General features: G+C 44.1%; 18 protein-coding genes. 6 read left to right on the top strand and 12 right to left on the bottom strand.

Annotated elements, in window-relative coordinates:
• Nucleotides 1-194: 194 nt before the first annotated feature.
• Nucleotides 195-752: a dTDP-4-dehydrorhamnose 3,5-epimerase gene (gene rfbC / locus AC04NP_RS01340; RefSeq protein WP_482857496.1), complete on the top strand. Its 558-nt coding sequence runs from the start codon at nucleotides 195-197 to the stop codon at nucleotides 750-752.
• Nucleotides 753-763: 11 nt separating this feature from the next.
• Entirely contained in the window at nucleotides 764-2,053 is a 1,290-nt protein-coding gene (locus tag AC04NP_RS01335) for a DUF2341 domain-containing protein (RefSeq protein ID WP_482857495.1), read from the top strand.
• 587 nt (nucleotides 2,054-2,640) lie between these two features.
• Here the strand turns inward: AC04NP_RS01335 and AC04NP_RS01330 are convergent.
• The 4 genes from AC04NP_RS01330 to AC04NP_RS01315 all read right to left on the bottom strand — a co-directional run bounded on the left by AC04NP_RS01330 (nucleotide 2,641) and on the right by AC04NP_RS01315 (nucleotide 5,573).
• Nucleotides 2,641-3,816 carry a sigma-54-dependent transcriptional regulator gene (locus AC04NP_RS01330; protein ID WP_482857494.1) on the bottom strand — a complete coding sequence of 392 codons (1,176 nt, stop codon included), beginning with the start codon at nucleotides 3,814-3,816 and terminating at the stop codon, nucleotides 2,641-2,643.
• A gap of 57 nt (nucleotides 3,817-3,873) precedes the next feature.
• Complete coding sequence (locus tag AC04NP_RS01325) at nucleotides 3,874-4,227, bottom strand: Hpt domain-containing protein (RefSeq protein ID WP_482857493.1); 354 nt, start codon at nucleotides 4,225-4,227, stop codon at nucleotides 3,874-3,876.
• Nucleotides 4,228-4,267: 40 nt separating this feature from the next.
• Nucleotides 4,268-4,843: a hypothetical protein gene (locus AC04NP_RS01320; RefSeq protein WP_482857492.1), complete on the bottom strand. Its 576-nt coding sequence runs from the start codon at nucleotides 4,841-4,843 to the stop codon at nucleotides 4,268-4,270.
• A gap of 187 nt (nucleotides 4,844-5,030) precedes the next feature.
• On the bottom strand, nucleotides 5,031-5,573 hold the full coding sequence (locus tag AC04NP_RS01315) for a hypothetical protein (RefSeq protein WP_482857491.1): 543 nt from the start codon (nucleotides 5,571-5,573) through the stop codon (nucleotides 5,031-5,033).
• 422 nt (nucleotides 5,574-5,995) lie between these two features.
• Between AC04NP_RS01315 and AC04NP_RS01310 the strand changes: the two genes are divergently transcribed.
• Nucleotides 5,996-6,799, top strand: coding sequence for an MOSC domain-containing protein (locus AC04NP_RS01310; RefSeq protein ID WP_482857490.1), 804 nt, complete (start codon nucleotides 5,996-5,998; stop codon nucleotides 6,797-6,799).
• 33 nt (nucleotides 6,800-6,832) lie between these two features.
• On the opposite strand, the gene AC04NP_RS01305 is transcribed toward AC04NP_RS01310, so the two are convergent.
• Both AC04NP_RS01305 and AC04NP_RS01300 read right to left on the bottom strand, forming a co-directional pair.
• Nucleotides 6,833-8,491 carry a UxaA family hydrolase gene (locus tag AC04NP_RS01305; protein ID WP_482857489.1) on the bottom strand — a complete coding sequence of 553 codons (1,659 nt, stop codon included), beginning with the start codon at nucleotides 8,489-8,491 and terminating at the stop codon, nucleotides 6,833-6,835.
• On the bottom strand, nucleotides 8,484-9,917 hold the full coding sequence (locus tag AC04NP_RS01300) for a tagaturonate reductase (protein WP_482857488.1): 1,434 nt from the start codon (nucleotides 9,915-9,917) through the stop codon (nucleotides 8,484-8,486). The genes AC04NP_RS01305 and AC04NP_RS01300 overlap by 8 nt, the downstream gene beginning before the upstream one ends.
• 247 nt (nucleotides 9,918-10,164) lie before the next feature.
• Between AC04NP_RS01300 and AC04NP_RS01295 the strand changes: the two genes are divergently transcribed.
• Nucleotides 10,165-11,220 carry a LacI family DNA-binding transcriptional regulator gene (locus tag AC04NP_RS01295; RefSeq protein WP_482857487.1) on the top strand — a complete coding sequence of 352 codons (1,056 nt, stop codon included), beginning with the start codon at nucleotides 10,165-10,167 and terminating at the stop codon, nucleotides 11,218-11,220.
• Nucleotides 11,221-11,374: 154 nt separating this feature from the next.
• Here AC04NP_RS01295 and AC04NP_RS01290 read toward each other — a convergent pair whose 3' ends face one another.
• Nucleotides 11,375-12,403: a LacI family DNA-binding transcriptional regulator gene (locus tag AC04NP_RS01290; RefSeq protein WP_482857486.1), complete on the bottom strand. Its 1,029-nt coding sequence runs from the start codon at nucleotides 12,401-12,403 to the stop codon at nucleotides 11,375-11,377.
• A gap of 298 nt (nucleotides 12,404-12,701) precedes the next feature.
• On the opposite strand from AC04NP_RS01290, the gene AC04NP_RS01285 reads away from it, so the two are divergent.
• A complete protein-coding gene (locus tag AC04NP_RS01285) occupies nucleotides 12,702-14,099 on the top strand; it encodes a Gfo/Idh/MocA family oxidoreductase (protein ID WP_482857485.1) in 1,398 nt (465 codons plus the stop codon).
• A gap of 19 nt (nucleotides 14,100-14,118) precedes the next feature.
• Nucleotides 14,119-14,364 (top strand): hypothetical protein, encoded by a 246-nt coding sequence (locus AC04NP_RS01280; protein ID WP_482857484.1) that lies wholly within the window; start codon nucleotides 14,119-14,121, stop codon nucleotides 14,362-14,364.
• Between the two features lie 224 nt (nucleotides 14,365-14,588).
• Here AC04NP_RS01280 and AC04NP_RS01275 read toward each other — a convergent pair whose 3' ends face one another.
• From AC04NP_RS01275 to AC04NP_RS01255, 5 genes are all read right to left on the bottom strand, one after another.
• Nucleotides 14,589-16,016, bottom strand: a complete 1,428-nt coding sequence (locus AC04NP_RS01275) for a putative oxidoreductase C-terminal domain-containing protein (protein ID WP_482857483.1) — start codon at nucleotides 16,014-16,016, stop codon at nucleotides 14,589-14,591.
• A gap of 31 nt (nucleotides 16,017-16,047) precedes the next feature.
• Nucleotides 16,048-17,433, bottom strand: coding sequence for a Gfo/Idh/MocA family protein (locus tag AC04NP_RS01270; protein WP_482857746.1), 1,386 nt, complete (start codon nucleotides 17,431-17,433; stop codon nucleotides 16,048-16,050).
• Between the two features lie 121 nt (nucleotides 17,434-17,554).
• A complete protein-coding gene (locus AC04NP_RS01265) occupies nucleotides 17,555-19,552 on the bottom strand; it encodes a DUF6807 family protein (RefSeq protein WP_482857482.1) in 1,998 nt (665 codons plus the stop codon).
• A gap of 188 nt (nucleotides 19,553-19,740) precedes the next feature.
• On the bottom strand, nucleotides 19,741-21,573 hold the full coding sequence (locus tag AC04NP_RS01260; RefSeq protein WP_482857481.1) for a RagB/SusD family nutrient uptake outer membrane protein: 1,833 nt from the start codon (nucleotides 21,571-21,573) through the stop codon (nucleotides 19,741-19,743).
• Between the two features lie 25 nt (nucleotides 21,574-21,598).
• Entirely contained in the window at nucleotides 21,599-24,640 is a 3,042-nt protein-coding gene (locus AC04NP_RS01255; RefSeq protein WP_482857480.1) for a SusC/RagA family TonB-linked outer membrane protein, read from the bottom strand.
• Nucleotides 24,641-24,936: the final 296 nt, after the last annotated feature.

Here is a 24,936-nt window from a genome sequence, read left to right as displayed (position 1 = left end):
CAAATAATTGTCAACTATCAATTGTCAATTGTCCTTTGTGATTAACCATTATTCACCACGGAGGTGCAAAGAGACACAGAGGTTTTCACCGATCAATGAAAAGCAACTGGTAAATCTGGCAGCGCCGCTGATTGAAACGCAATACGGAGCATAGCCGATGAATTTGGTAGATAAAAAAGCCTGTTACGTAAACCATGAATGTTATTAAAGGTAAAATTGAGGGGTTGGTAATCATTGAGCCAAAGGTGTACAGTGATTCCAGGGGTTATTTTTTCGAGAGCTTTAATGAGAAAAAGCTTAATGAGCTAGGTATAAGCACAAATTTCATTCAGGACAATCAGTCCAAAAGCTGCTATGGGGTAATTCGGGGATTGCATTATCAACTTCCTCCTTATGCACAGTCCAAGCTGGTACGGGTGTTATGTGGTGAGATTCTGGATGTCTGCGTAGACATCAGGGAAAACTCACCCGGTTTCGGATGTTATGAAGCCATTAAACTTTCTGCCTGGAATCAAAAACAACTGTTTGTACCAAAAGGGTTTGCCCATGGATTTTCGGTATTAAGTGAAAGTGCCGTTGTCATGTACAAGACCGACGCCTATTATCACCCGGAATCAGAAAGGGGAATTGCCTTTGATGATCCCGCATTGGGAATCAACTGGCAGATAGAAAGGGAAAAGATGGTGGTTTCCGATAAAGACAAGGCCCATCCCACCCTGGCAGAAAGCGCAATTAGTTTTAAAGTTCACTAGTATTTTAAGTTATGGGTTTAAAATCAGGGTTAAATCCGGGGCCGTCCAATCGTACCAGGTTAAAAACAACGCTGAAGTATGTGGCTATAGGTGGTACCCTGGCAACAGCGATCGTCCTGGCCATTTACTACGGACAAAAGAAAAAAGATGAGCAGGAGCGGGAAAAACGTATGGTGGACCTGGAGGGTTTCAAGTGGGAAAAAGTCTTTATTGCTGATCATACCAAAGTCAGGGGCAGCCAGGTTTTGTTTAACTTTCCACTGCTAATACAACTTGAGGAACCTACACTCAGATCCAGCGCTCAAGGCGGGATGGTTGAAGAAATCCATGGCTACGACATTGTCTTTGTGGATGAGTTTGGGCAGTTGATGGACCATCAAATTGAAAACTATGATCCTGATAGTGGTTCGCTATTGGTTTGGGTAAGGCTACAGGAACTATCTCCGTTTACGGATACCGGATTCAGCATGTATTACGGCAATGAAAACATACAGGAAGATTTATCCACCTCGTTCACCTGGGATTCGCATTACACCGGTATCTGGCATTTAAACGAAAACATGGAAGATGCTACCGGAAGCCGGAACTCCGGCAATAGCATTGGCACTGAGCCGGTACCGGGTAAAGTGGGACTTGCCAGACAGTTTAAAGGCACTAAAAACAAAAGTGGCTCTATTGTTCATATCAATGATCATAACTCTCTGGATCTTGGTAAAGAAGGTACCATCGAGGCCTGGATTTATGTCAATTCCTTTCAGGATTGGGCCGGAGTAGTTTACAAAGGGGATAAACCTGACTTTAGTGATGATGCTTACTTCATCCAATTTCTGGGCGGCAATGAGCGCCGGCGGTTAACCTTTGGAATCACCGGCGATAACGGTGTGTATAGCTATGAACGGTCTGCTATTGACCTGGAAACCAATACCTGGTATTATATCGCCTTCACCTGGGATCAGGAAAAGATTCGCCTATATGTCAATGGTTTCGATTATGGAAGCAAAGTAAACAATACAGTCGCCCGGAATACAACCGGCGGATTGAATATAGGATCACAATTAAACCAGGCCATCAAAAGCAACCCTTTTGACGGAATCATTGATGAGGTGAGGGTTTCCAATGTAGCCAGATCCCAACAATGGATAACAACCTCATACCGCAACCAATCTAATCCCTCGGGTTTTACAACCTTTGACAATCCGCAACCACGGATCGGTTCACTTAACCCTGACAGTTTGGAAAAATCGACATTATTCAGCAATGCAGCCGCAGACTACCGATCGACCGGTGAACGTCGCAACTAAAGTTACCGGGGAATTAAAAAAAGAGGCTGTCTCAAAAGGGTAAACATATTCGGGTACCTACCTGAGAAAATTCCCCAATACAAAAAACTGAGGCCGTTCAAATTACTTTTGAGACGGCCTCAATTATAGGGAACTTTCGAAATTTAAAATTTCCAGTCAAATATGCTGTTTTAATCTAATTTTGTCGGTCAACTTTTCTGCCAAACCAAATATTCGGTAACTACGGGAAAATATCGACCCCCTGACTTCGGGCGAAGCGGGGGTCAATAAAAGGGGCTTTCTGAACAGATTCAGATTGAGTATTTTAACGTCACAGGATCGTATAGTTATTCCTGAAAATCTTTCAGCCTGACTATTTAAAATCTTAAGTAATAGTGATGCTAGCTGCCGATCAATTTTTTTAGGGAAGATACTGGATAACATCTAATAACTTTTTGTTTTTCTACGACAAAATTAGCAGCCTAAATGCATTTAAAAAATAGAGGAATTTCTTAAATTTCGATTAGGTAATTTTCCTAATCCGGATACCTGTTTAAGATAAACACTTAAACCGGGTATTCTTCATTTTAATCTTGAAATGAAAAAAATCAGTCGATGGCTTCGGAATAAATGAGATCTTCGAGGTTTATTTTTTCGCCTTCGCTGATTAAACAGGCCCTTTCCACTACTGATTTAAGTTCCCTGACATTGCCAGGCCATGGGTATTTGACCAGGTCCATCAGTGTGCCGGAGCTAAAAGATTTGTTTTTAATTTTGTTAGATTGGCAAAAATCTTCCAGAAAATATTTGGCTAAAATAATGACATCATTTCCTCTTTCACGCAACGGGGGAAGGTGTATCAGAAAGCCCTGGAGCCGGTAATATAAATCTTCCCTGAACTTCTGCGCTTTCACAAGCTTTCCCAGGCTTTGATTAGTGGCAGCTATGACGCGGACATTCAAATCGATGTCCTTATTACTGCCCAGTCTGCTAACTTTCTTCTCCTGTAGTACCCTCAATAGTTTTTTTTGAACGTTGAGGTTTACTTCCCCAATTTCATCTAAAAAAATGGTGCCATGATTGGCTTGCTCGAATTTTCCTATCCGCCTGCCTGTGGCCCCTGTAAATGCACCTTTTTCATAACCAAAAAGCTCGCTTTCTATCAGGTCATCGGGAATAGCTGCCACATTGATGGCAACAAAAGGTTTACGCCGCCGTAACGAGTTGTAATGTAAAGTTTTGGACACTACCTCTTTTCCGGTCCCGCTCTCTCCTGTGATAAGGGTAAGCACATCTGAGTTTTCGATTTTTTGCATTAAGCTAAAGACTTGCTTCATGGATTCACTTTCCCCCACAATATTACTGTACCTGTTACGGTTGATCATCTGGCCCTTGAGCGAGTCAATCTCTTTTTTCAGGTTAATGGTATCGCAAAGGTTTCTAACACTATTATCCAACTCCACCAGTGCATTTTCATTTTTGATAATATAGTTTTTTGCACCAAGATTGTAAGCCTCCACTACGACTTCAACATTTTTTTGACCGGAAAGTAATATAATCGAGAGGTCATTGCTGAGGTTTTTTAATTCCCTGATAATTTGTACCCCGTTTTTGTAAGGCAAAAAATAATCAAGAATGATTATATCCGGTTGTTGATGAAGTTCCCGGAACATTTCTTCACCGCTCCTGAAAAGGCTGACATCGAATGTATCATTTTCCTCCAACTTCATTTTCATCAGTTCACCAAACATGGTATCATCTTCCACAATAAATATTTTAATCATACCTGTTTTGATTTTATTGGTTAACTGCTGCATGCATGTTTTGAAGCTGTCTTTTTCTTAAGAAGGGCGATAACTTCTTTCAATTTCCTGTATAATATGTGTACACATACTTTCTACGTGTTTAAGTAAATCCGGCACAGCATGTAATTGGATTTTATGTTTTGAATACTCTTCCAGATTTTCCATTGAAGATTCCAATGACCTTACGCCCATCATGGCCAATGAGGACTTCACTTTATGGGCAACATTAAAAAATTTATGCCAATCACCGGCTAAGGAGTATTCCCACATCTGTTTCATTTGCAATGGCGTCTGTTGAATAAACAAATCAATCATTTTTGCTACCAAAGCTTTATTGCCACTGCACACTTGCTCCAGGTAACTAAGGTCTATAAGTTGCTGCCCTTCCATAATCTATCATATTCAATTAATATATACTCAACAATTATTTTTAGTGCTTCCCTCCTTTTTCCCCTTTTTCCTTAGCCACAGATGCACCGCCGAGCTTGTATGTAAAACTCTCCAGGGTAAATTGAAGATTGCTTCCGGTAATTTTTACTTCGTCTACTTTTTCAAAGCCCTGGTATAATGTGAAGTCATAATCATTTCCAGGCGGCTCAAACAATTTGATTTCAACGGCGACCGGAGGAGTTACTACCTTTCCATCACGCCATCCCCGTATCATTACCTCTTCATCCGGATTAGGATAAGGATGATTTGAAGAGAGCTGAAAAGAATTAAGGGAAAACTCATCACCATTAAAACTTCGAATCCTGAAATCGGTAACCTTTTTTTGCTGACCCACAAAAATACTCCCGTCGTTGTCAAAATAGGTGGCCAGTGAAGAACTGTCTACGGGTAATCCATCATGCCGGAATTCGTATATAAAATTTCCGTAACGGGCTTCAGACATCAAAAATGTAACATTTCCGAGGTCTTGGTTTTCAAAATTCTCTTTGGTTATCTGTTCCTGCGCTTTTGCACTCGCAGCGCTCAACAGCGCCCACAATAATATTAACTGCTTCATAAAAATTCCAATAATTCTGGTTAATCAACTCTCAAAGCTAAGGCGAAAAATGGGTTCTTCGCATCAGTAAAACAACTGAAAATCAGAATTACGGGATTTGCTTAAAGCAGAAAAACCATGATGGGGTACCATGGTGCATTTGGGTGATTACCTTTTTTTATTTCCATCCTTTTTGGGGAGCTTTCTTTTAACCACCGGTGGCCCCAGGCGTGTAGGCAAAACTTTCGAGGGTGAACTGCAGGTCATTACCGGTAATTTTTACTTCATCGACCTTTTCAAATCCCTTGTAAGCGGCCATATCGTAATCACGTCCCGGCGGTTCAAATTTCCTGATTTCAAGCGTCACAGGTGTAGTTACCAATTTGCCGGCACGAAAACCTCTTACCACTACCTTCTCATCCGGATTGGAGAAAGAATGATTTGAGGAGAGTTGAAGCGAGTTAAGGGCAAAGACATGACCATTATAACTTTTAATGCTGAAATCGGTCACTCTTTTTTGCTGGCCCACAAAAATACTGCCGTCATTATCAAAATAAGTGGCTAATGAGGAACTGTCTACCGGAGCCCCATCGCATCCGAATTCATAGATAAAGTTTCCAAATCGGGCTTCTGAAAAAAGAAATATGGCATCCTTGAGATTATGCGTTTCAAAATTTTCCCTGATAATTTGCGCGCAGACAGCAGAAGCTGCGGAATTAAACAGAAAAAGCAGTAACACTAATTGTTTCATATAGTTTCCGTTTCCCTATCGATTGTTGTTAATTCTACCAAAAAAGGGCTCATAATTCCAAAAAACAATCTAAAATAGAATTATAGCATTTATTTAAAAATATAAATCGTTTAAATAAAGGTTAATTTTAGGGTGGAATCTGATCCGGACCTTTCAATCCAATAGGCAATCATACCAACCGAAAGGTTCAAAAATCTCTACAAACAAATCCATATGATCCGATAGCACTTAAAAACAAGGATACTTTAAAAAAAAGAAATATACAAACTTTGATATTATTTTTTACGATTATGTTATGAATATAGTAAATAATAGCATTGGCAGGTTCGGAATTTCTGACCATAAATCAAATGCAACATCAGGCCCGAATTTGTTTGCAGTGATTTATTTTTGCATCAGCTAAACCAACTTTTTTTACCGCATTGAAAATAGCGACAATTACCACTTATCCGATTAAATCAGCGAAGGGCATCACCATGCAGGAATGCGAGGTGCTACATTACGGATTGCAGTATGACCGTAACTGGGCTTTGTTTGACAAAAATTTAAAAGTAATCACTGCTCGTGAGTTTCCTGAATTGCTGGGAATTTCAACCGTGATCGAGGATGATGGTCTTATTATCTTCCATGATCAAAAACAAGCCCTGAAGGTCCCATTCGACACCGGTAAAAAACTTCCTGAATTAGAGGTCTTCGGGCAAAATGCCAGCGGTTATGATACAGGTGAGGCTGTCCATCGTTTTTTTTCAAAGTATCTGGGCGTACGGTGTTTTTTCGTATACATGGGCCATGACTTTGCGAGGAAAGTTTTACCGAAATATGGAGGCAAACCGGACGATGTGGTAACCTATGCAGACGAATGCCCCCTGCTCCTTATATCCAATGCATCCTTGCAGGATCTCAACCAGCGGCTCGACCAGCCGGTGACCATGCAACATTTCAGGCCAAATTTAACAATAGAAAGCTGCCTGGCTTATGAGGAGGATACCTGGAAGAAAATCCGCATCGGGCATTGTGAATTTGAAGTAAGTCAGCCATGTAAGCGATGTGTTTTTAGCACCATAGATCCGGTAACCTATAAAAAATCACCCCATCGGGAGCCACTTAGGACACTGGCTACTTACCGGAAACATCCAAGGGGAGGTGTATCCTTTGGTGTGCATCTTATTCCGCGAAGGACAGGAAAAATAGACATCGGTGATGAGATCGAAGTGATTGTTCAATAAGTTAATGAGACATTTTTAAAGTCATCCATTCATTTACAATGACACCCCCCGTTTCCACGGAATAAAATCATATTGACGCAGTTGCATGGCCTTTGTAATTCGTTTACCGCTAGCCACCTGAATGACATGATCCAGTATTTCGGCGCCCATTGCCTCAATGTTTTTTTTACCTTCGATCACAGGGCCGGTGTTTATGTCTATAATGTCAGGCATACGCTGTGCCAGTCGGGAGTTGGAAGAAATTTTGATTACCGGGGTAACCGGATTTCCGGTGGGTGTACCCAACCCGGTAGTAAACAGGATAATATTAGCCCCGGAACCAGCCAGTCCTGTCGTTGACTCTACATCATTGCCAGGCGTACAAAGCAGGTTTAAGCCGGGATTGGTCGCATATTCGGTATAATCCAGAATGTCATTCACCGGAGAGTTGCCCCCCTTTTTAGCGGCTCCTGCTGATTTCATGGCGTCTGTGATCAGGCCATCCTTTATGTTGCCCGGAGATGGGTTCATATCAAACCCGGAACCGGCATTCTCTGCCGCTTTTTCATAGGCCCTCATCAGCTCGACAAACTTTTTTGCAGACTCCGGCCTGACCGAGCGGTCGATAAGTTCCTGTTCAACGCCGCAAAGCTCCGGGAATTCTGACAAAATCACCGTGCCGCCCAATGCCGCCAGCAGATCAGAGGTATAGCCAATTGCAGGGTTCGCGGAAATACCGGAAAAGCCATCAGAACCACCGCATTCCAGACCAATGGTTAATTTGGAAAGAGGTGCGGGTTTTCTTTGGATTTTATTGCCTTCGATTAATGCCAAAAAGGTTTCTTTGATGGCTTTGGTAATCAGTTCCTGCTCTGTGCCTGTATTTTGCTGGTCAAGCATAATCACAGGCTTATCAAAATTCGGATTTATCTTTTTAAGCGCATCGTTAAACAACTGAATTTGTGCGTTTTGACAGCCAAGACTCAACACGGTGGCCCCCGCCACATTGGGATTGTTCACATATCCCGCCAGCAACCCACAAAGTGTTTCCGCATCCTGACGTATCCCCCCACACCCCCCCTGATGGGTCAAAAAACGGATTCCATCAATGTTCTCAAATAGCTCAGGTTTGTCAGAAACATAATTTTGTGTTGCAGGGATGGATGGTGGTTCGATCCCTGTCAACCTTTGATCATTGGATTTGTATTGCTCAACCAGCGATCTCAGATAGGACTCGTACCGCACCTCCTTTTCCAGGCCCAAAGTCTTTTCAAAAGTCTTTTTAATCACCTCGATGTTGCGGTTTTCACAAAACACCAGTGGAAAAACAAGCCAATAATTGGCCGTACCCACCTGTCCGTCATTACGGTGATAGCCGTCAAAGGTGGTGTCTTTCCATGTAGAAACATCAGGAGGCGTCCAGGTAACTTGTTTTCGGTTCCCAAGTTCATAGGAGGACGCCCGATGGGTTACATTTTGTGTAGTTATGGGCTCACCTTTTGCAATTTCCCGGCTGGCCTCACCTACAACGACTCCGTACATGTACACCTTTTCACCTTTTCCAAAATCTTTAAGGGCAATTTTATGTTTAGCCCTGATATTGGTTACCAGCGATAGTTCCTCCCCATTTATCCGGATGACATCACCTTTCAGAAGGTCAGTCAATGCAACCGCTACGTTATCTGTATCATTAATGGTCAGTGCCTTATTCATATTTTTGTCTTGCTAATAAATTACGGGGAGACCCGATTTCCAGTGCGTTAAATACACTTAGAACCTCCCTGGTTAAACCGGGTATTGTATTAAGATCCATCTCCCAAAAGTAGATATTGCCCAGTAGGGCTTGTATCAAATCATCATTTGAGGTACTTTGTTCGCTTGCCTCACTGAAAAACTCAAGGTTTTTCCTGTCATCCTTTGCTTCAAAATCAGGAGAAAGATAAAGTTTTATCAGGCTTGCCAGCGCCAGCACCAATCCTTTTGGCAATTGATGTTTTATTTTAAAATATCCTGTCAGGGAAGGCAATACCCGTACCTTAAATTTCGATATGGCGTTTAAAGAGATTGACTCGAGCGCATGACGAATGAAAGGGTTTTGAAAGCGCTCTATAATATTTTCAGCAAAAGCCCTCAATTCACTTTCCGGCATATCGATGGTAGGCATGATCTCTTCAAAAAGCATTTCCCTGATAAACTGGCCAATGACCTCATCTTCAACTGCATCTTTGACTGTTTCAATGCCTGCGAGTAGTGCTATTGGCACCATTGCGGTATGAGCACCATTCAGAATTTTTACTTTTCTGGTACGGTAAGGCTCCATGTCGGGTACAAACTTCACATTTAAACCAACCTTATCAGCCGGAAATGCCCTGGCAATTTCTCCTGGCCCTTCAATGACCCAAAGATGAAAAGACTCGGAGGAAACCATCAAATCATCCCGGTAGCCGAGGTTTTGCCGAAGGGTATCAATTTCATCTGAAGGGAAACCAGGCACAATCCGGTCTACCAGGGTATTGCCAAAAAAATTGTAGTTTTCCAGCCAATAAACAAATTCCTCCGGATAGTTCCATATCTCCGAATAGTTTAGAATAGCTTCTTTCAGTTTATCGCCATTGCGGTCTATCAGTTCGCATGGAATAAATACCAATCCGCTTTCAGGGGCGCCCTGAAAATGATCAAATCTTACTTTCAGTAACTGCGACAGTTTTCCCGGAAAAGTTGCTGCCAGGTCACCGGGGTTTGGCCTATCACGCTCATCAAACCTGATGCCTGCCTCTGTTGTATTGGATATGACAATTTTTAAATCCCTGTTTACCGCCTGAGCAAAATATTGGGCTGGTTCTTTAAAAGGATCGATGCATTGACTGATACAAGTTATCAAACGGGTTTCGTCTACAATTTTTCCGTCTGATAACCCTCTCAAAAGGTGGTGGTAAAGGCCGTCCTGCTCTTCAAGCCTGGCCACCATACCCTGTGGAATGGGCTGCACCACTGCCACTCCCGATTGATAACCGGCCCTTTCATTTAAAATATCAAGCATCCAGTCGGCAAATGCGCGAAGGAAATTCCCTTCTCCAAATTGTAGAATTTTTACCGGTAATGCCGGTTTCTGTAAGGTATTTCTGTTAAGAGACTTCATGACGTCGAGGTTATTGCAGCCATGCCTGAGATTGGCGAATTACTAATCGTTTAAGTTTTTTATGATGGCAAAATTTATGAAATCGATTGCACAAAAATAACAATTTTGCTTTGACTTAAAAAGGTAATATAAGTATTATTATAATAACCCGGGGTTTTCGTCACCTAAAAACTAATAGCCGGGATATTTTAATGGGTTAAACCAATGGCTATGGTTTAGGCTCCGGTAAGGCATAAGCGTACAGATAATGAGTAAGTCCAATAAAAAGGTAAAAAAGAGTACTACGATTCACGATATTGCCCGTGAGCTCAATATCTCTGCGTCAACCGTTTCCAGATCCTTAAATAATCATCCGGGCACCAATAGCAGGACAAAGAACCTGGTCAGGAAGACCGCTAAAAAATTGAATTACAATTTCAATTCACTGGCCTCCAGATTGCGAAGTGGTCGCAGCCACACCATCGGCTTAATAGTACCGAGGGTAGACCGGGAGTATTTTTCCAATGTCATCTACGCTGTCGAAACCTATTTATACGAACGGGGGTATCATGTTTTGATCTGCCAATCCAATGAAAATTTTGAAAAGGAAAAAGCCAGCTTTCAGACCCTGCTAAGAAATAATGTAGAGGGCCTGGTGGTTTCCATATCCGCAGAAACCACGGATTCGGAAATCATGGAAGGTATCATTGCCAGAGGCACTCCTCTCATTCAATTTGACAGGGTTTTAAAAAAAGTAAAGGGCCATAAGGTGATGAACGATAATTTTGGTGCGGCGTACGATGCCGTCAAACATATGATAGATCAAGGTTATCGCAAAATCGCACATTACGCCGGCCCACAGCATATTAACATTTTTGAAGATCGTTTTCTGGGCTACAAACAGGCGCTTGAAGATTATGGCATACCTTTTTTGCCGGAGTTAGTGATTCAAAATGGTGTTACCAAAGAAGACGGAGAGAGCATTACAACCCAACTTTTTACAAAGCGAGGATGTGCCGATGCCATATTTGCCTCCAGTGACTATTCCGCCCTGGGTGCCATGATACGGTTGAACGAAATGGGTTATACTATTCCGGACGATGTAGGCATTTGCGGTTATGCCAACGAACCTTTTACCGAACTTTTCGGCCTTACTTCTATTGACCAGTTCAGCACTGAAATGGGCAAAACCATCGCCAAAACCCTGGTAGAATCCATTGAAGAAAATGATACCGCTTACATTCCCAAAACCATTATCATAGCACCTAAACTCATTCCGAGGAAATCAACGCTTCGAAAAGACAGTGGGGGGAGGGGGAATTGACAATTGACAGTTGACAATGAGGGATCGGTGGTGGGCGATGGGGAGTGGGGATTGGTAGTGGGTGATGAGGGATTGGGGATTAGTAGTGGGTAATGGGGGATTGGTGGTGGGTGATGGAGGTTTGGGATTGGTGGTGAGGGGGTGTTCACATAGATTAACGGGGGGTCGAGGATTCTCTGACGATCAATTCGGTGCTAAGGGCGATTTCCTTAAAATCAAGCTGGCCGGCGGGCTCCTGGTTTATTTCTTCCAACAGCTTTTGGGCGGCAAGCGTTCCCATTTCCTCGCATGGCTGTCTCACTGAAGTCACTGAAGGTTTTAACAGAGACGAGACTGTTTCTTCACTAAAGCCTACGATGCCCATTTCCTGAGGTACTTTGATATGATGGTTGAGCGCATAGGCCATAGCGCTGATTGCGGTGAGGTTATTGGCACAAAAAAAAGCATCGGGTCCGGGTGGATGCTGAAGCAATTCTTCTGCGATTCCGGTGCCATCTTCAGTGGTTAGCTGGCAATATTTCACAAGCTTTTCGTCGTAGGGCAGGTTGGCATCGAGCAATGCCTGCTTATATCCTGCCAACCGGTCTCTGAAAATCTTTTGACTTTGATATCCGGCTATATGGGCTATTCTTTTAAAGCCTTGCTCAGCCAAGTGACTGGTGCCAAGATACGCCCCTTCAAAGTCCTTCACCACAATTTTAAAGGTGTCTTCAATTTCGTCACAAACCCGGTCAAAAAATACCAACGGGATACCAGCATCCCTGGCCTTTCTGAAATGGTCAAACTGTTCAGTATTGATGGCCAGGGAAACTATTATACCGTCAACCCGGTTGGCAATTAAAGTATCGAAGAGCTCGACTTCCCGGTCGTAAAGATCATGTGACTGACAAATGAGCACGGTGTACCCGTTTTCCGAGGCTATTTTTTCGATACCGGTAATCGCGGATGCAAAGAAATTCCTGTTGACCGCAGGCACCACCACACCAATGGTTAAAGATTGGTTGGTGATAAGGCCGGTAGCCAGGTGGTTCTTTTCAAATCCCAGTACCTTGGCAACCCTTCTCACTTCTTTTTTGGTCTTCTCACTGATCCTGGCATGGTCATTTAACGCGCGGGAAACCGTGGAGGAGGCTATTCCCAGGTAATCGGCAATATCGTAAATACTGACTTTTTTATTACTCATAGGCTGATCGGCTTAACAGACCTAAAAAATACAGAATTAAAGCATAATCAGGTAGCTACACGTGGAAAACTTTTTAACATTTGTCAAAATTTTCCCTTTTACTCGAATGACGAAATAAATAATTTATTGCAATCGATTGCATTGTATTGGATAAAGCTTTAATTTCAAGATTGACATATAAATGGGCTACTATGATTTTAAAACCGGATATGCAGTATTCAGGTTTCCCTGCCGGGGTATATCATCATGCCATCTACTTAAACTCACACAGTAAATTTAAATCGTAAATAATTTAACCATGAAAAACTCAAGAAGGACTTTTTTAACCACAGTAAGCATGCTGGCGGGTGGCTCTATGGTATCACTGCCCTCATGGGGGTTTGGTTTGGGCGGCGCAAAATTGAAGGTCACTCTGGTGGGCACAGGGGTACGGGGCACCAGCTTCTGGGGAAAACGCCTGGTGGAAGAATATGGCGATATTCTTGAATTCGTTGGCCTGTGTGACAATAATCCCGGCAGGCTCGCCTATGGCAAAAAGTATATAGGAGTAAATTGCCCTACGTTTACGAATTTTGAGGAGATGGTGGCCACCACCAAACCAGATTTGGTCATCGTCACCACCAAGGACGCTAATCACCATGAGTTTATCATCAAAGGACTGAACATGGGGTGTGATGTGCTCACTGAAAAACCATTGACGATCGATGAAGTGAAGTGCCAGGCGATTCTCGAGGCTGAAAGAAAATCCAATAAGAACCTGATCGTCGGGTTTAATTACCGTTGGAGTCCCTACAGCACCAAAATCAAGGAACTGCTGATGAATGGTGCCATTGGTAAAGTAACCTCTGTCGATTTTCACTGGTATCTGAATACCTATCATGGGGCCTCTTATTTCAGACGTTGGCATGGTCTTAGGCAGGAAGGGGGTACGCTTTGGGTGCATAAGTCAACCCACCACTTTGACCTGCTCAACTGGTGGCTGGACTCAGACCCCGCAGAGGTATTTGCTTATGGAGCCCTTGAGCATTATGGCCACAATGGTCCTTTCAGAGGTGAAAACTGCCGGACCTGTGATTATAAAAAGGAATGTAAATTTCATTGGGACATTACTAAAAGCAAACGGTCCATGGAACTGTACGTGGCTAATGAAAAGTATGACGGTTACGTGAGGGATAGTTGTTTGTTTCGCCCTGAAATAAACATCTATGATAAAATGTCTGCCCAGATTAAATATGCCAATGATGCCATTGTAAATTATTCCCTTACCACCTATTCGCCTTTTGAGGGTTGGCGTATTGCTTTTAATGGAACAGAAGGCCGGCTGGAGGCCTGGCTGGATATTCCCTATTATAAAAAGGAAAACTTAAGTCAGTCTGAACTACACGCAGCGGAAATGAACCAGAACCGCAAAGAAGACCAGTCTTCCGAGCCCATTATTGTGCATAAGCTCTGGAGTGATTTTGAAACCACCCAGGTGGGCATGGAACGTGGTGGCCATGGAGGGGGAGACAAACGGCTTCACGATAAAATCTTTAAAAACCCACAGCAAAAGGACCCCTTTGACAGGGCGGCCGGTGTAAGAGACGGCGCCATGTCGATCCTCATCGGGGTAGCAGCGCGAAAAAGTATTGAGTCGGGCAATCCGGTCCGCATCGCGGAATTAACCGACCTTGAACCCAGGGTTAAAAGACTGTAAGGCCCCGCCCTTTCAACACTTGTTAAAGCGGACCAATTCGGACCGGGAGCTGCCAATGTTGTGCGGTCGTCAATTCCAGTTGAACGAACGCATTAAGGACATGCGTCTGCTCACCTATATTCGTAAACGCATCTCACAACACATAAAACTGGAAGGCTTTCAACAAATATTACCGAACCACTGGCAACCTGGTATGGAAAACACCCATACGGTGGCCATGGATGCAGTGGTGTATGAAGTCGATGTAAAGTCACCGAATTCTTAGCTACTGCCATTATACAATACTTATTAGCCCCTGTAAGTCTTTAACTTGCGCATGATCCACTAAAGTTAAAAACCTCCCCTAATCAGTGTCCTGACACCTCTCTCCTGACTCCTGCTATCCTCATGATGCTTTACATATTGTATCTGTCCGGCACCTGACCTTTCATATTACATTTCTAGTCATAGTATGGCTTTGAGCCATGCTATGACTTCAAGGGGAGGTCGTTAACGGCTCATGGCGTAAGCCTGTGTGGTGACATAGTACTTGGTGAGGGTATTCTGAACTTCCCAGTTGGGCAGTTTTCCGTCAACGAGGTATTGCAGGTACTTTTCAGTTACCTGGGCAAAATGTGCTTCATGCCCAACCTTGTATACATCCGGTATGATTATTTCCCAGCCACCGGCTGAGGCCTTAAAGGACAATCCCGGAAATCTGCCGGACAGTTTGTCGATAGCATCCCTGAGAGCGGTTTCCAGATGGTCCTTTCCGGTGCTTTTTACCGGTTCCACATACAATGTAGGTTGATACTGTTGCGCTTTATCCTGCCTGATTACCAGGTTGGTCTTTGTCCCACGCATGACCGAGAAATGGGTATCTTTTGCGCCCTCCGGGGCCTCATAATTCCAGGTAACGGATACTTTGCCATGTACACCCCGTGTGGTAAAAACAAAGGCGCCGTTTGCATAAACATTCAGGACAGAATCTCTGATGATATCTTTTTTCAAATAATCCGGGTAATCACTTAGTCCGGTTACCCTTTGGAACTGAGCCGGATGAAGGGGCGTAGCCCACCGTTCGGCAGAGATAAGTGCAATTTCGGTTTTATAATCTATCCCTTCTTCCGGGAAGCACTCCCAAAGGATCAGGTCGACAAGGTGCGTGGAAACATCAACGATTCCCTCACCTTGCTGCGTAACATCAAAGAACCATGTCGGCCTTATCAAAGGTTGCCCAGCCACATACTTAGAAAAATGATGCACACTTTCCTTGGAAATAGCCGGGTTATCGGGCGTACCTTTCTCCAATTCACCAAATAAACCGGTTTGCCTTGAAAGCTCCTTTTGCAACATAGTGGTAATTTCATAACGCTCAGTCATGATGTCGTACAACAATACCCCTTTTTCGGCAGCCAGGTCGTAGGTCTCTTTCAGCAGCAAAAAACCATCGGGATCGATAATCATGGGTTTGTCTGCCAGGACATTGATACCTGCGTTGACTGCTTTGTGAATGTATTCGGTTTTTTTGGCATTGTTGCCGGAAACCACCATGACATTGCCAGGCTTTTCAAGCAGCATTTTGTCCAGAAAATCAGGACCGGTATATAGCTTCGACTCCCAGTCGGTGGGGTTTTCCGGCCGGTTGTTAAACTGTTCAATTCTATTGAGGTGTTGCTTCAAATCCTCTCCTCCCGGTGCAAATATGTGCACGGTAGGATCTACCTGGGCATACCTGAATTTCTGCACGAGCGCCGCATGGAAATGGCCCGGATCTAATGTCATCAGTTTAATCTCATTCATGGCACCGGTAAAATTAGTTTTAGGTGCAGTACCTGTTGTACTCCCACCCTGATCATTTGAATGGGTCTGAGGTGAGCTGCATGATGCCATAGCTATGGCAAATACCATAAAAAAGTGTTTGGTTTTTGATACCATTATTTTTCTTAGTTGTTAAAAACTTCATTAATCAGTTACGGGGTTTATCAATGTGCGCATATCCCCAGGGCGACCGTTGAGGTCGCATCAGCATGGCATTGGCCTCATCGTCATCACGAAATTTTTCATTGGTTGGATCCCAATAAAGCTTTCTGGATAGTTTCATCGCTATATGACTTATCAGGCACACGGTGCAGGTTCTGTGTCCCATTTCAGCCGGTGAAATAGGCTCTTTCCTGGTTTTGATACAATCCAGCCAGTTACCGTGCTGATCTTCGCTTTTATAAAGATGGATTTCGTTTTTCTTTATTGCTGAAGTCAGGATGTCACGGTTACTGGCATCCAGCGCCTTACTGCTCTTTTCTTTGGAAACCGGATCGCTGGCAGTAGCTGAGTAGCTGCCTCGTGAAACAAAAATCCATCCTTCGGTTCCTTCATACCTGATACCATTGGTATAACCTCCTGTAATATACATTGATAGGTCATTTTCATACCTGGCTTTAACCATAAAATCCCCGTGTACATTCCACAATCCGGATTTTGGAAATTCGGCCACAGCCTGAACCTCCACCGGGCCAGTATACTCCGTATCCATTCCCCAATGCGCTGAGTCTATGTGATGCTGGCCCCATCCTGTAATCATACCTGCCCCAAACTGCTCACACCTGAGCCAACCCGGCCTGGAAAAACCATTTTGGGGATGTACCCTCATCTCCGTATAGTATGCTTCCGGTGTGGATCCTAACCACATATCATAATCCAGGTTTTTCGGTACGGGCATCTCCGGAGCTTCAGGGCCCGACGGATCCCCCGGAAGACCAATTTTTACAGTGTGTAATTTACCTATTCTTCCATTCCTGACTAATTCAGCCGCGATTCTGAATTGCGGTGTAGATCGTTGCTGTGTCCCCACCTGCAGAATTACACCTTGCTGTTTAATAGCGTCACTTAAGGCCCTGCCCTCGGCTACTGTCAATGAGGTGGGTTTCTGCAAATAGATATCCTTACCCTGAAGCGCCGCCTCAATAGCCGGACGCGCATGCCAGTGATCAGGGGTACTTATAATGACAGCATCCAGATCTTTGTTGAGCAGCATCTCCCGGTAATCCTGATGCATTTTTACATCGACATACTTCTTTTTACCTTTTTTATCCGAATACCATTTTTCCACATATTCCTTACCCAATTGCGCTCTTTTGCTATCCACATCACTCACCGCTATCACCCTGCTCACATCGTGCTTCAAGGTTTCCGGCAAATCGTGACTTCGCGCTATTCGCCCAAACCCGATCTGTCCGATATTAATTTTATTACTCGGAGCATTTTTACCAAATACCGTTGACGGTACAATGGCAGGCATAAAAACCGCCCCTGTCATACCAATCGCAGACTTCTTCAGACAATCCCTCCTACTCATCTCCTGCCCCACCCGCGATTTTTCAAATTTCTTAAGTTCTCTTTTCATATTTTAATTTAATTTATCAATACTATCCATATCCCAACCCCCCCCTCCCTCACACCCAAACTCACACTCCAACTCACTCTCCAATCGGTATTTTGAGAGCCCAACCAATACCCCCCAACAGGTGTCTGACAAATGTGGGATCAGAATAGTGCTCCGGTTTATGCCCAAGGGCCGTGTACCACAGTCTGCCACCATCAAAATAGTGATACCAGGTAAGGGGAAATAAATCACCAAAAACTTCGCCTGGGTATCCATCGTTTTTTTCGTCCTTCACAGTTGTTAAATCTGCTGCCAGCAACACATTAATCCCGGGATTAAGATGCTTGAGGTAGTAACACTCATCGTCCTTTATTTTCCAGATTTCGGGCAGAAAGTTGGTGGAAGGGTGATATTTATTCAGTACCTTCACGTCAAAATCCTGCCTTGGGGGATGTCTGTGAAACTTTCCGCCCACGACCTTCCAGAACCAGGGCCAATCACGCTCAGAACCACAGGCAGAATGAATGCCGACAAAGGCCCCTCCGGATTGGATGTAGCGCTTGAAGACGTCTTTTTGTTCCTGGGTATCAAATGCTTCATTGTTGGTATTGGAAAAAATCAGGGCATCATAACGGGCCATGTTTTCTTCAGTAAACACCCCGGGATCTGCTGATGTATCCACCAGAAAGCCATTTTCTTGACCCATTTTTTTGATTGCCTCAACACTGTGAGGAATGTTTTCATGTACATAACCCTTCCCGTTTTTGGTGTATACCAGCACCCTTTTGGGTTCTTCTCCCATATCGTATAATTCGACTTTCACCACCGGCGGACAGGCCAGATCCTGCCAGTAGTTCTCAGCACTTCTGACATCGATCGCTCCGTCGTAAACCATCATGCGGTACCTCAACCTGTAGTTTTTACCCGGTTCCATAACCCAGTCGCGATCCTGGGTGGGGTTAAAATTTAAAAAAACATTTTCCTTACCATCATTAGCGCCTACCGGCCAGATTCGCAATTGCTCGGGAAAGTTAAAGTTGGCAGGATGTGTCATAAATAAAATACCAGAGGTCCCTGCGATCGATGGCCCCCTCACATCACACCACCGGGCCCTGGTGCCATTACCGTCAGCCTTGCCTTTCCCTTCCGATGTCATCAGCCGGGCATTTTGGTCATCCCATTTCTCTGTGGCACGGAAACCAAACCCTTCGTACCGGTATTTTTTGATGGTTAAAGGACTTGTGGTGGCACAATTCATAGTTGAGATAAAATCTATCAGCCACACTTTGTTATCAGGAACGGAATTCCATACGCGAATATCTATTTGTTCGTTCAGGGCCACCTGCGAACCTTCGGGCGTAGGTGCTTTTAAGTCAATATGTTCATGCAAAGCAGTAATTCTGGCAAAAACATCCCCTTGAACCTGCGAGGTTACAGATTTTACCCTCACAGTACCTTCTTCCTTGATAAGGTTCCAGAAATCAATTTCCCGCCCCTGAAATTCGGTTTTGGTCCATGGGTTCCAGATACCGTAGTGATGATAATGATCGGGTGGCTGAATACGGGTAAGAATTTCTCCCTCAGGCGACTTCAACGGGTGAATGTAGCCTCCCCGGGCGTAAAGTTCGTCCACACCTTCGGGAACAGGGGTTATCCCATACTGATAGGTTAAGACATCTTTCCCTCCGATTTTTACTTTAATAGCCTCACCCACATCTTGTAAAGCCACTTTAGAATTATTATTCTTATCATCACGCGGTATGGATCTTAACTCAAATTCACGTACCGTTCCCGCAGCGGTTTTTCCATCCAATATCCACCACAGCCTGTCCTGATAGCCCGGTTCTATTTGAGAAGCCACTTCCCTGCTGGCACGGTCGGTAGTTTCTACCAGTTGCAGATCGTAAGTGCCGGTTCTCAAAAAAACCCCCGAGAGGTCCGCAGATACAGGCGTATCGACCCTGTCATACTGCCCGGCATATACGCGGAATGAAGCTAAAACCCCAGGTTTTTCCTTTGCAGGGGACTTGTGGTGTCCATAACATCCTAATGATGAAAAAACAAGAATAACTAATACAAATAATTGATTCATGAACCTATTTTAATTTTCTTTTTGCCAAACATCGATTCCAAAAGTTAATAAATTTACCCAGACAAATATCCAAAATCACCCAATATTTCCCCTCTATCGTCGCCACACCCTCACCCCCCCATCCACCCAAAACATCCCTACAAAACAAAACACACACCCACACTCAAACCCACTCTCCACACTCGATTTCAGTTATCGACTATTTCTGTTAAAGGAGGCACGTTATTCTCAGCCCCCGGATATCCAAGATTTTGATTAATCCGGCCTTGTGTATTGGCATTGATCGCACTTGCCGGGATTGGATACAATGAATGGTACGGACTCATGGTGTACTCATCGCCATGAATGGTAAACACCCCCCGGTTATAAAAATCCGTTTTCTCCATGATCCTATCGTACCAAAAATTGTCCAAATGGAAATTTTCCGGACTATAGCTTTTACCATTGTAAGCGGCTTTACCCGTTTTAGCAAAAATGAAAGCCATCCTGGTCAATTCAGTATTCCGGTTTTCTTCATAGTAAAGTTCCCTAGCCCTTTCGTCAAGGATAGTGCCAATGTTAACCTCGGCCGGTGCCATATCGGCAGCGCCTGCACGGTTTCTTACTGCGTTGATATCAGCGGCTGCGCTGCCAGGGTCACCTTTCCAAAAATATGCCTCTGCTCTGAGCAAATACGTTTCCGCTAACCTGAAAACATACCAGTCCGAATGTCCTCCTGCGGGTTGGACGCTTTCAGGATCAGGTATAAATAGCTTGTAATGTGGCCATCCGTACCAGTTACGTATGGTATCGGAGCATAGTATGGTTCCCTCGTCATTAAATAGTTGCAGGTTTTGATTGTAGAAGGGATTATCAGCGTCCCTGAGCGACTCAGCGTTATAGGTAAGATCCTCCATGTTCATCCAGTTACCCGGTGCATGTCTCAGATCATTGGGGTCGGTCCAGATCATCTTGGTGCTATATATAACACCGCGATTGCGGCCGATACCTCTGCCAAAAGAAAGCACATGAGGAATTTCGATGTTGGGGCGGTCACTCATGCCATTGGCGCCATCCGGTGTGTTGATGAATCGCCACCACAACGGTACGGCCTGTCTCATAAGACTGGTTGTACTTCCTGCACCTTCAAACCCCAACCTGGAAATCACATTCATAATGGCTTCTGTATTTTCCGGTGTACTTTTGTTCTCCGGCCTGTGCAAATCCCAGATTACATTTTTCGAAGGATCTCCTGCTTCTGCTCCGAAACGTGTTGTCATAAGGGCATATTTGCCACCATCGATTACATGGCTGGCAGCGGCAATGGCACCATCAAAATCTGCCAAAGCGAGGTTGACCTTTGTTAACAAATGGTTGACGGCTCCTTTGCTCACCTCCCCCCGGGGTACATCTTCCGGGACCCATTGTGCAGCAAATTCCAAATCTGCTTTCATTTTTTCCAGAATAGTTTCCCTTTCCGCAGAAGCAAAATCCAACCTCGGTTGTGTGTATTCCCTGAGCAGCAGGGGGACATCTCCGAATTGCTGCGTCAACCTGTAGTACCTGTATGCTCTGTGAAAGTAAGCCGTGCCCAATATGTCATTTCTCTCTTCCTCCGATTCGTATGCTGCATCATCGATCCGGGTGATCACCGTATTGGCTAATTTTATTCCTTCATACCACTCTCTCCAAAACCAACCTATTCTATTGGTATTGTTACTGTTCAAATTCGCATCGGGCAGTATCAACAGATTCAAATCCTGGGCGGGGCCAGATTTATCGGTGGTGCCTTCCACAGCTACCTCAGAAAAGATGTTTTCTGTAATCAACGGAGCACCATCCCCATAGTATTCTGCCCTTAAATTGGCCATCGCAGAAGACAAAATCGCTCGCATACCATTTGCGGAATTGAGCGAATTCTCCGGCGTGAAAAATGACTGCGGATCAGTATCCAAAAAGTCCTCTTCACAACTTGATATGGTTAGGAACATGAACAAAAACACCAGTAGTAAACCGTACTTTTTAATATTATTTCTTTTCATTGTTTTTTCATTAGAGGGTTAAACATTACAATGTCACGTTCAGCCCCAGCGTAAAAAACCGGGGCGTCGATGTAAAACCTGCCGTCCCGTCAATCTCCGAGGGTTCAGGGTCAAACAGATCCCAGTCCGGAGACCAGACTGCTACATTTCTAATGTTGCCGTATACTCTTAAACTTTCTATAGACAACCTATCGAGCATTGTTTGCGGGAAAGTGTAAGACAAAGTGACATTTTGTAACCGCACAAATGAGTTGTTTCTGTAAACGTTGAAATTCGCGCTTCCCTCACTGGAAAACAAGCGCGCCCAGTCATTGGCAGGGTTTTCCGGTGTCCAGAACGGCGTTTGAAATGAGTTGGTACGATCAATAAAACCACTTCTGTTTTTGGCCGCATTAAACGCTCTTCGCATTCCCAGGTGTGAATATACCTCGAAAGAAAAGTCAATGTTTTTTCTTAACCTAAAGCTATTGACCATGGTCCAGCGAAATCTTGGTTTGGCAAACCCCAGAAATTCGTTATCCTCTATAGTGAAAATGCCATCGTTGTTTTTGTCCAAAATTCTGAAATCACCGGGTCGAACGCCGTATACATCGGCTTCCTCTTCCTGATCCGACTGCCATACTCCCAACACCTTCTGCCCCCATATCTCATCAATAGCATGCCCTATAAACCACCGGTTAGCAATATCATCCAACTCATTACCCTCTTCATCCGAATCTCCATACAAACTATTCAATCTGTTCCTGTTCAGGGAAAAATTAAAGGTTGTATTCCAGGAAAAATTGGGCTTATCGATGTTGCGGGAAGTTACCACCATTTCCAGGCCGTTGTTTTCCAGTTCTCCCAGGTTAGAGAAAACCGAGGAGAATCCTATGATATTGGGCAGTGCCCTTCGAACAAGCAAATCATTGGTGATCATGTGATACGCATCTACCGAACCTTCAATTTTGCCTCCCATGAAACTAAAATCAATTCCCAGGTTCCAGGCCCTGGTACGTTCCCACCTGAGTGTCCGGTTTTCCATTTCGAAATTATTCAAAGTACCTACCAACTGAACATTCCCGGATCCGTCCACAATCAGATTATTGCCGGAACTTAACCTGGACAAGGCCGCATAACGTCCGATTTCACGATTTCCGTTTTCTCCCCATGACGCTCTCACCTTTAGAAAATCTATCGGCTCAAAATCAAAAAATCCTTCTTCCGAAATTACCCAACCACCTGAAACAGAGGGAAAGTTTGCTCTTTTGTTATCCTGGCCAAAAGCAGAATACCCGTCCCTTCTTGCCGTCAGACTCAACAAATACTTGGATTTATAGGAATAGTTCACCCTTGCCATTAAGGCATCTCCGGTACTTTTTTCGTCATTGCCACTCAGTTCGGGAGCCGTGCCCAATGAAAGATTATGAAAACCCAAATCATCATTGGGTGTAAAGAAAGAATTGGTGGTGCGGTCCAAAAATCTTTGGAATTTCTCAGCATATGCCAGCATAGTAACGTTAACAGCATGATCCCCAAATGTTTTATCCCACCTCAGGATATTATCAATTTGCCACTCCTGAATTCTCTCGCTTTGCCGGAATGCTTCTCCGGTGATACGTCCGGGATCTTTTGAGGAACGATGGTTTAAAAACACATTCCATTCGTATCTGTTAACAAAGGCAAACTCATACGAAAAGCCTAATGGAAGTGCTATCTTGGCGTACATACGGGAGTTTAATGTGTTGAATTCCTCAATACGGTCAGTAAAAGTTCTTGCCAGAAAAGCATTTTGTGAAACGCCCGGATCGTCATGAGGACTAAGCCTGATATTACCTTCATCGTCGAACTCAGAACCCCAGGGGGAAGAGCGGGATATCTCACCGGCATTGGCAGCCACCGAACCTTCATCCCTGTTAGCAAATTGGGTATTTATCCCCACAGTAATGAAATCATTTATCTTTCCTTCAATATTTAAACGGGTACGAATGGTTCCAAATTCACGCCCAACTACGATGCCCTCATTATTCATCCTACCGATAGACCAAAAGTATTTTAATGATTCACTGCCGCCTGATAAATTAACGTTCAGGTCACTGCGTAATCCGGTTTGGATGATTTTATCATACCAGTCGATACTTCTACCTGCCAGGTAATTCTCGATTTCTATATCCTGAAAACCGATTCTATTCAACCAGGCCACTGTGGGGTCACCGGATGCGCCATCATAAGCCAGCCATTGATCCAGGGTTACACCGGGTGGAAGATTGTCAGGGTTATCGAATCTTCCGGGGGTGTCTTCGATAGTTCCTGCATTGATACTCTTGAAAACCTCTACCCTCCAATCGACATAGCCTTGTGCGTCGTAGGGAAGCTCCCTGAAGGAGTCTCTGGCCAGTCCTACGCTTGCATTGACCGTAACTCTCGGCTTGCCCTGTTGTCCCCTTTTCGTAGTAATAAGAATTACACCATTTGACCCGCGGGCGCCGTAAACTGCCGCAGAGCTGGCATCTTTCATCACATCCACCTTGTCAATATCATTAGGATTGATGTCAGAAAGATCCCCATTGTAGATCATACCATCCACGACAATCAGCGGCCTGGAGCTTGCCGATAACGTGTTACTGCCCCTTACCTCCAATTGACTCACACCTTTTGGCGAGTTGGAAAAACCCACATTCAATCCGGGAACATTGGCCCTTAAGATATCTGTAACAGAATTGGCGGACTGATGTGATATTGCTGCGGCATCAATCTGGGCCACTGCTCCGGTAAAGTCCTTTTTCTTAACAGCGCCATAACCAACCACAACAACTTCCTCCAACGCCTGTATATTCTGTACCAGGGCCACATCGATTACGGAACGGTTATCTACTGAAATTTCTTCGGTCAGGTAACCAATAGAGCTGATTACAAGGGTAGCATCGGCATTCACCGTTATGGAGAATTTGCCATTCAAATCCGAAATTGTTCCATTATCCGTGCCCTTTTCAATAATGTTGGCCCCGGGTAATCCCTCTCGGGAATCAGCGGCAGTGATGGTACCACTTACTACGACATTTTGCGCAGAGACCATTCGCAATGTCATAGAAAAGAAAATTGCAAGACCACAGGGAATGACCCGGGTCCGCATTAAAAGGGTTTGAAAGCTTAATAATCTGCCAGTAAACATAGTTCATATCGTTAAAGTTAAAAGTAAATAGTTGCCAATCCGTTTTGGACTTTAATCCTCAGTTGTAAAAAAGATTTGTCTACGCTCAGCCTGCACAGGGGTTGGAATTAGTTTCAGTTTACGCAATCGATTGCGTAAAAATCTTAAAAAAAAACATGCTTTTTTCCTCCATTATTTAGTCAATGCAATAGTTTATAATTTAGTAATGAGGA

The sequence above is a fragment of the Agaribacillus sp. DX54 genome (genome assembly GCF_056858335.1).
This window is presented reverse-complemented; position numbering and strand designations above follow the sequence as displayed.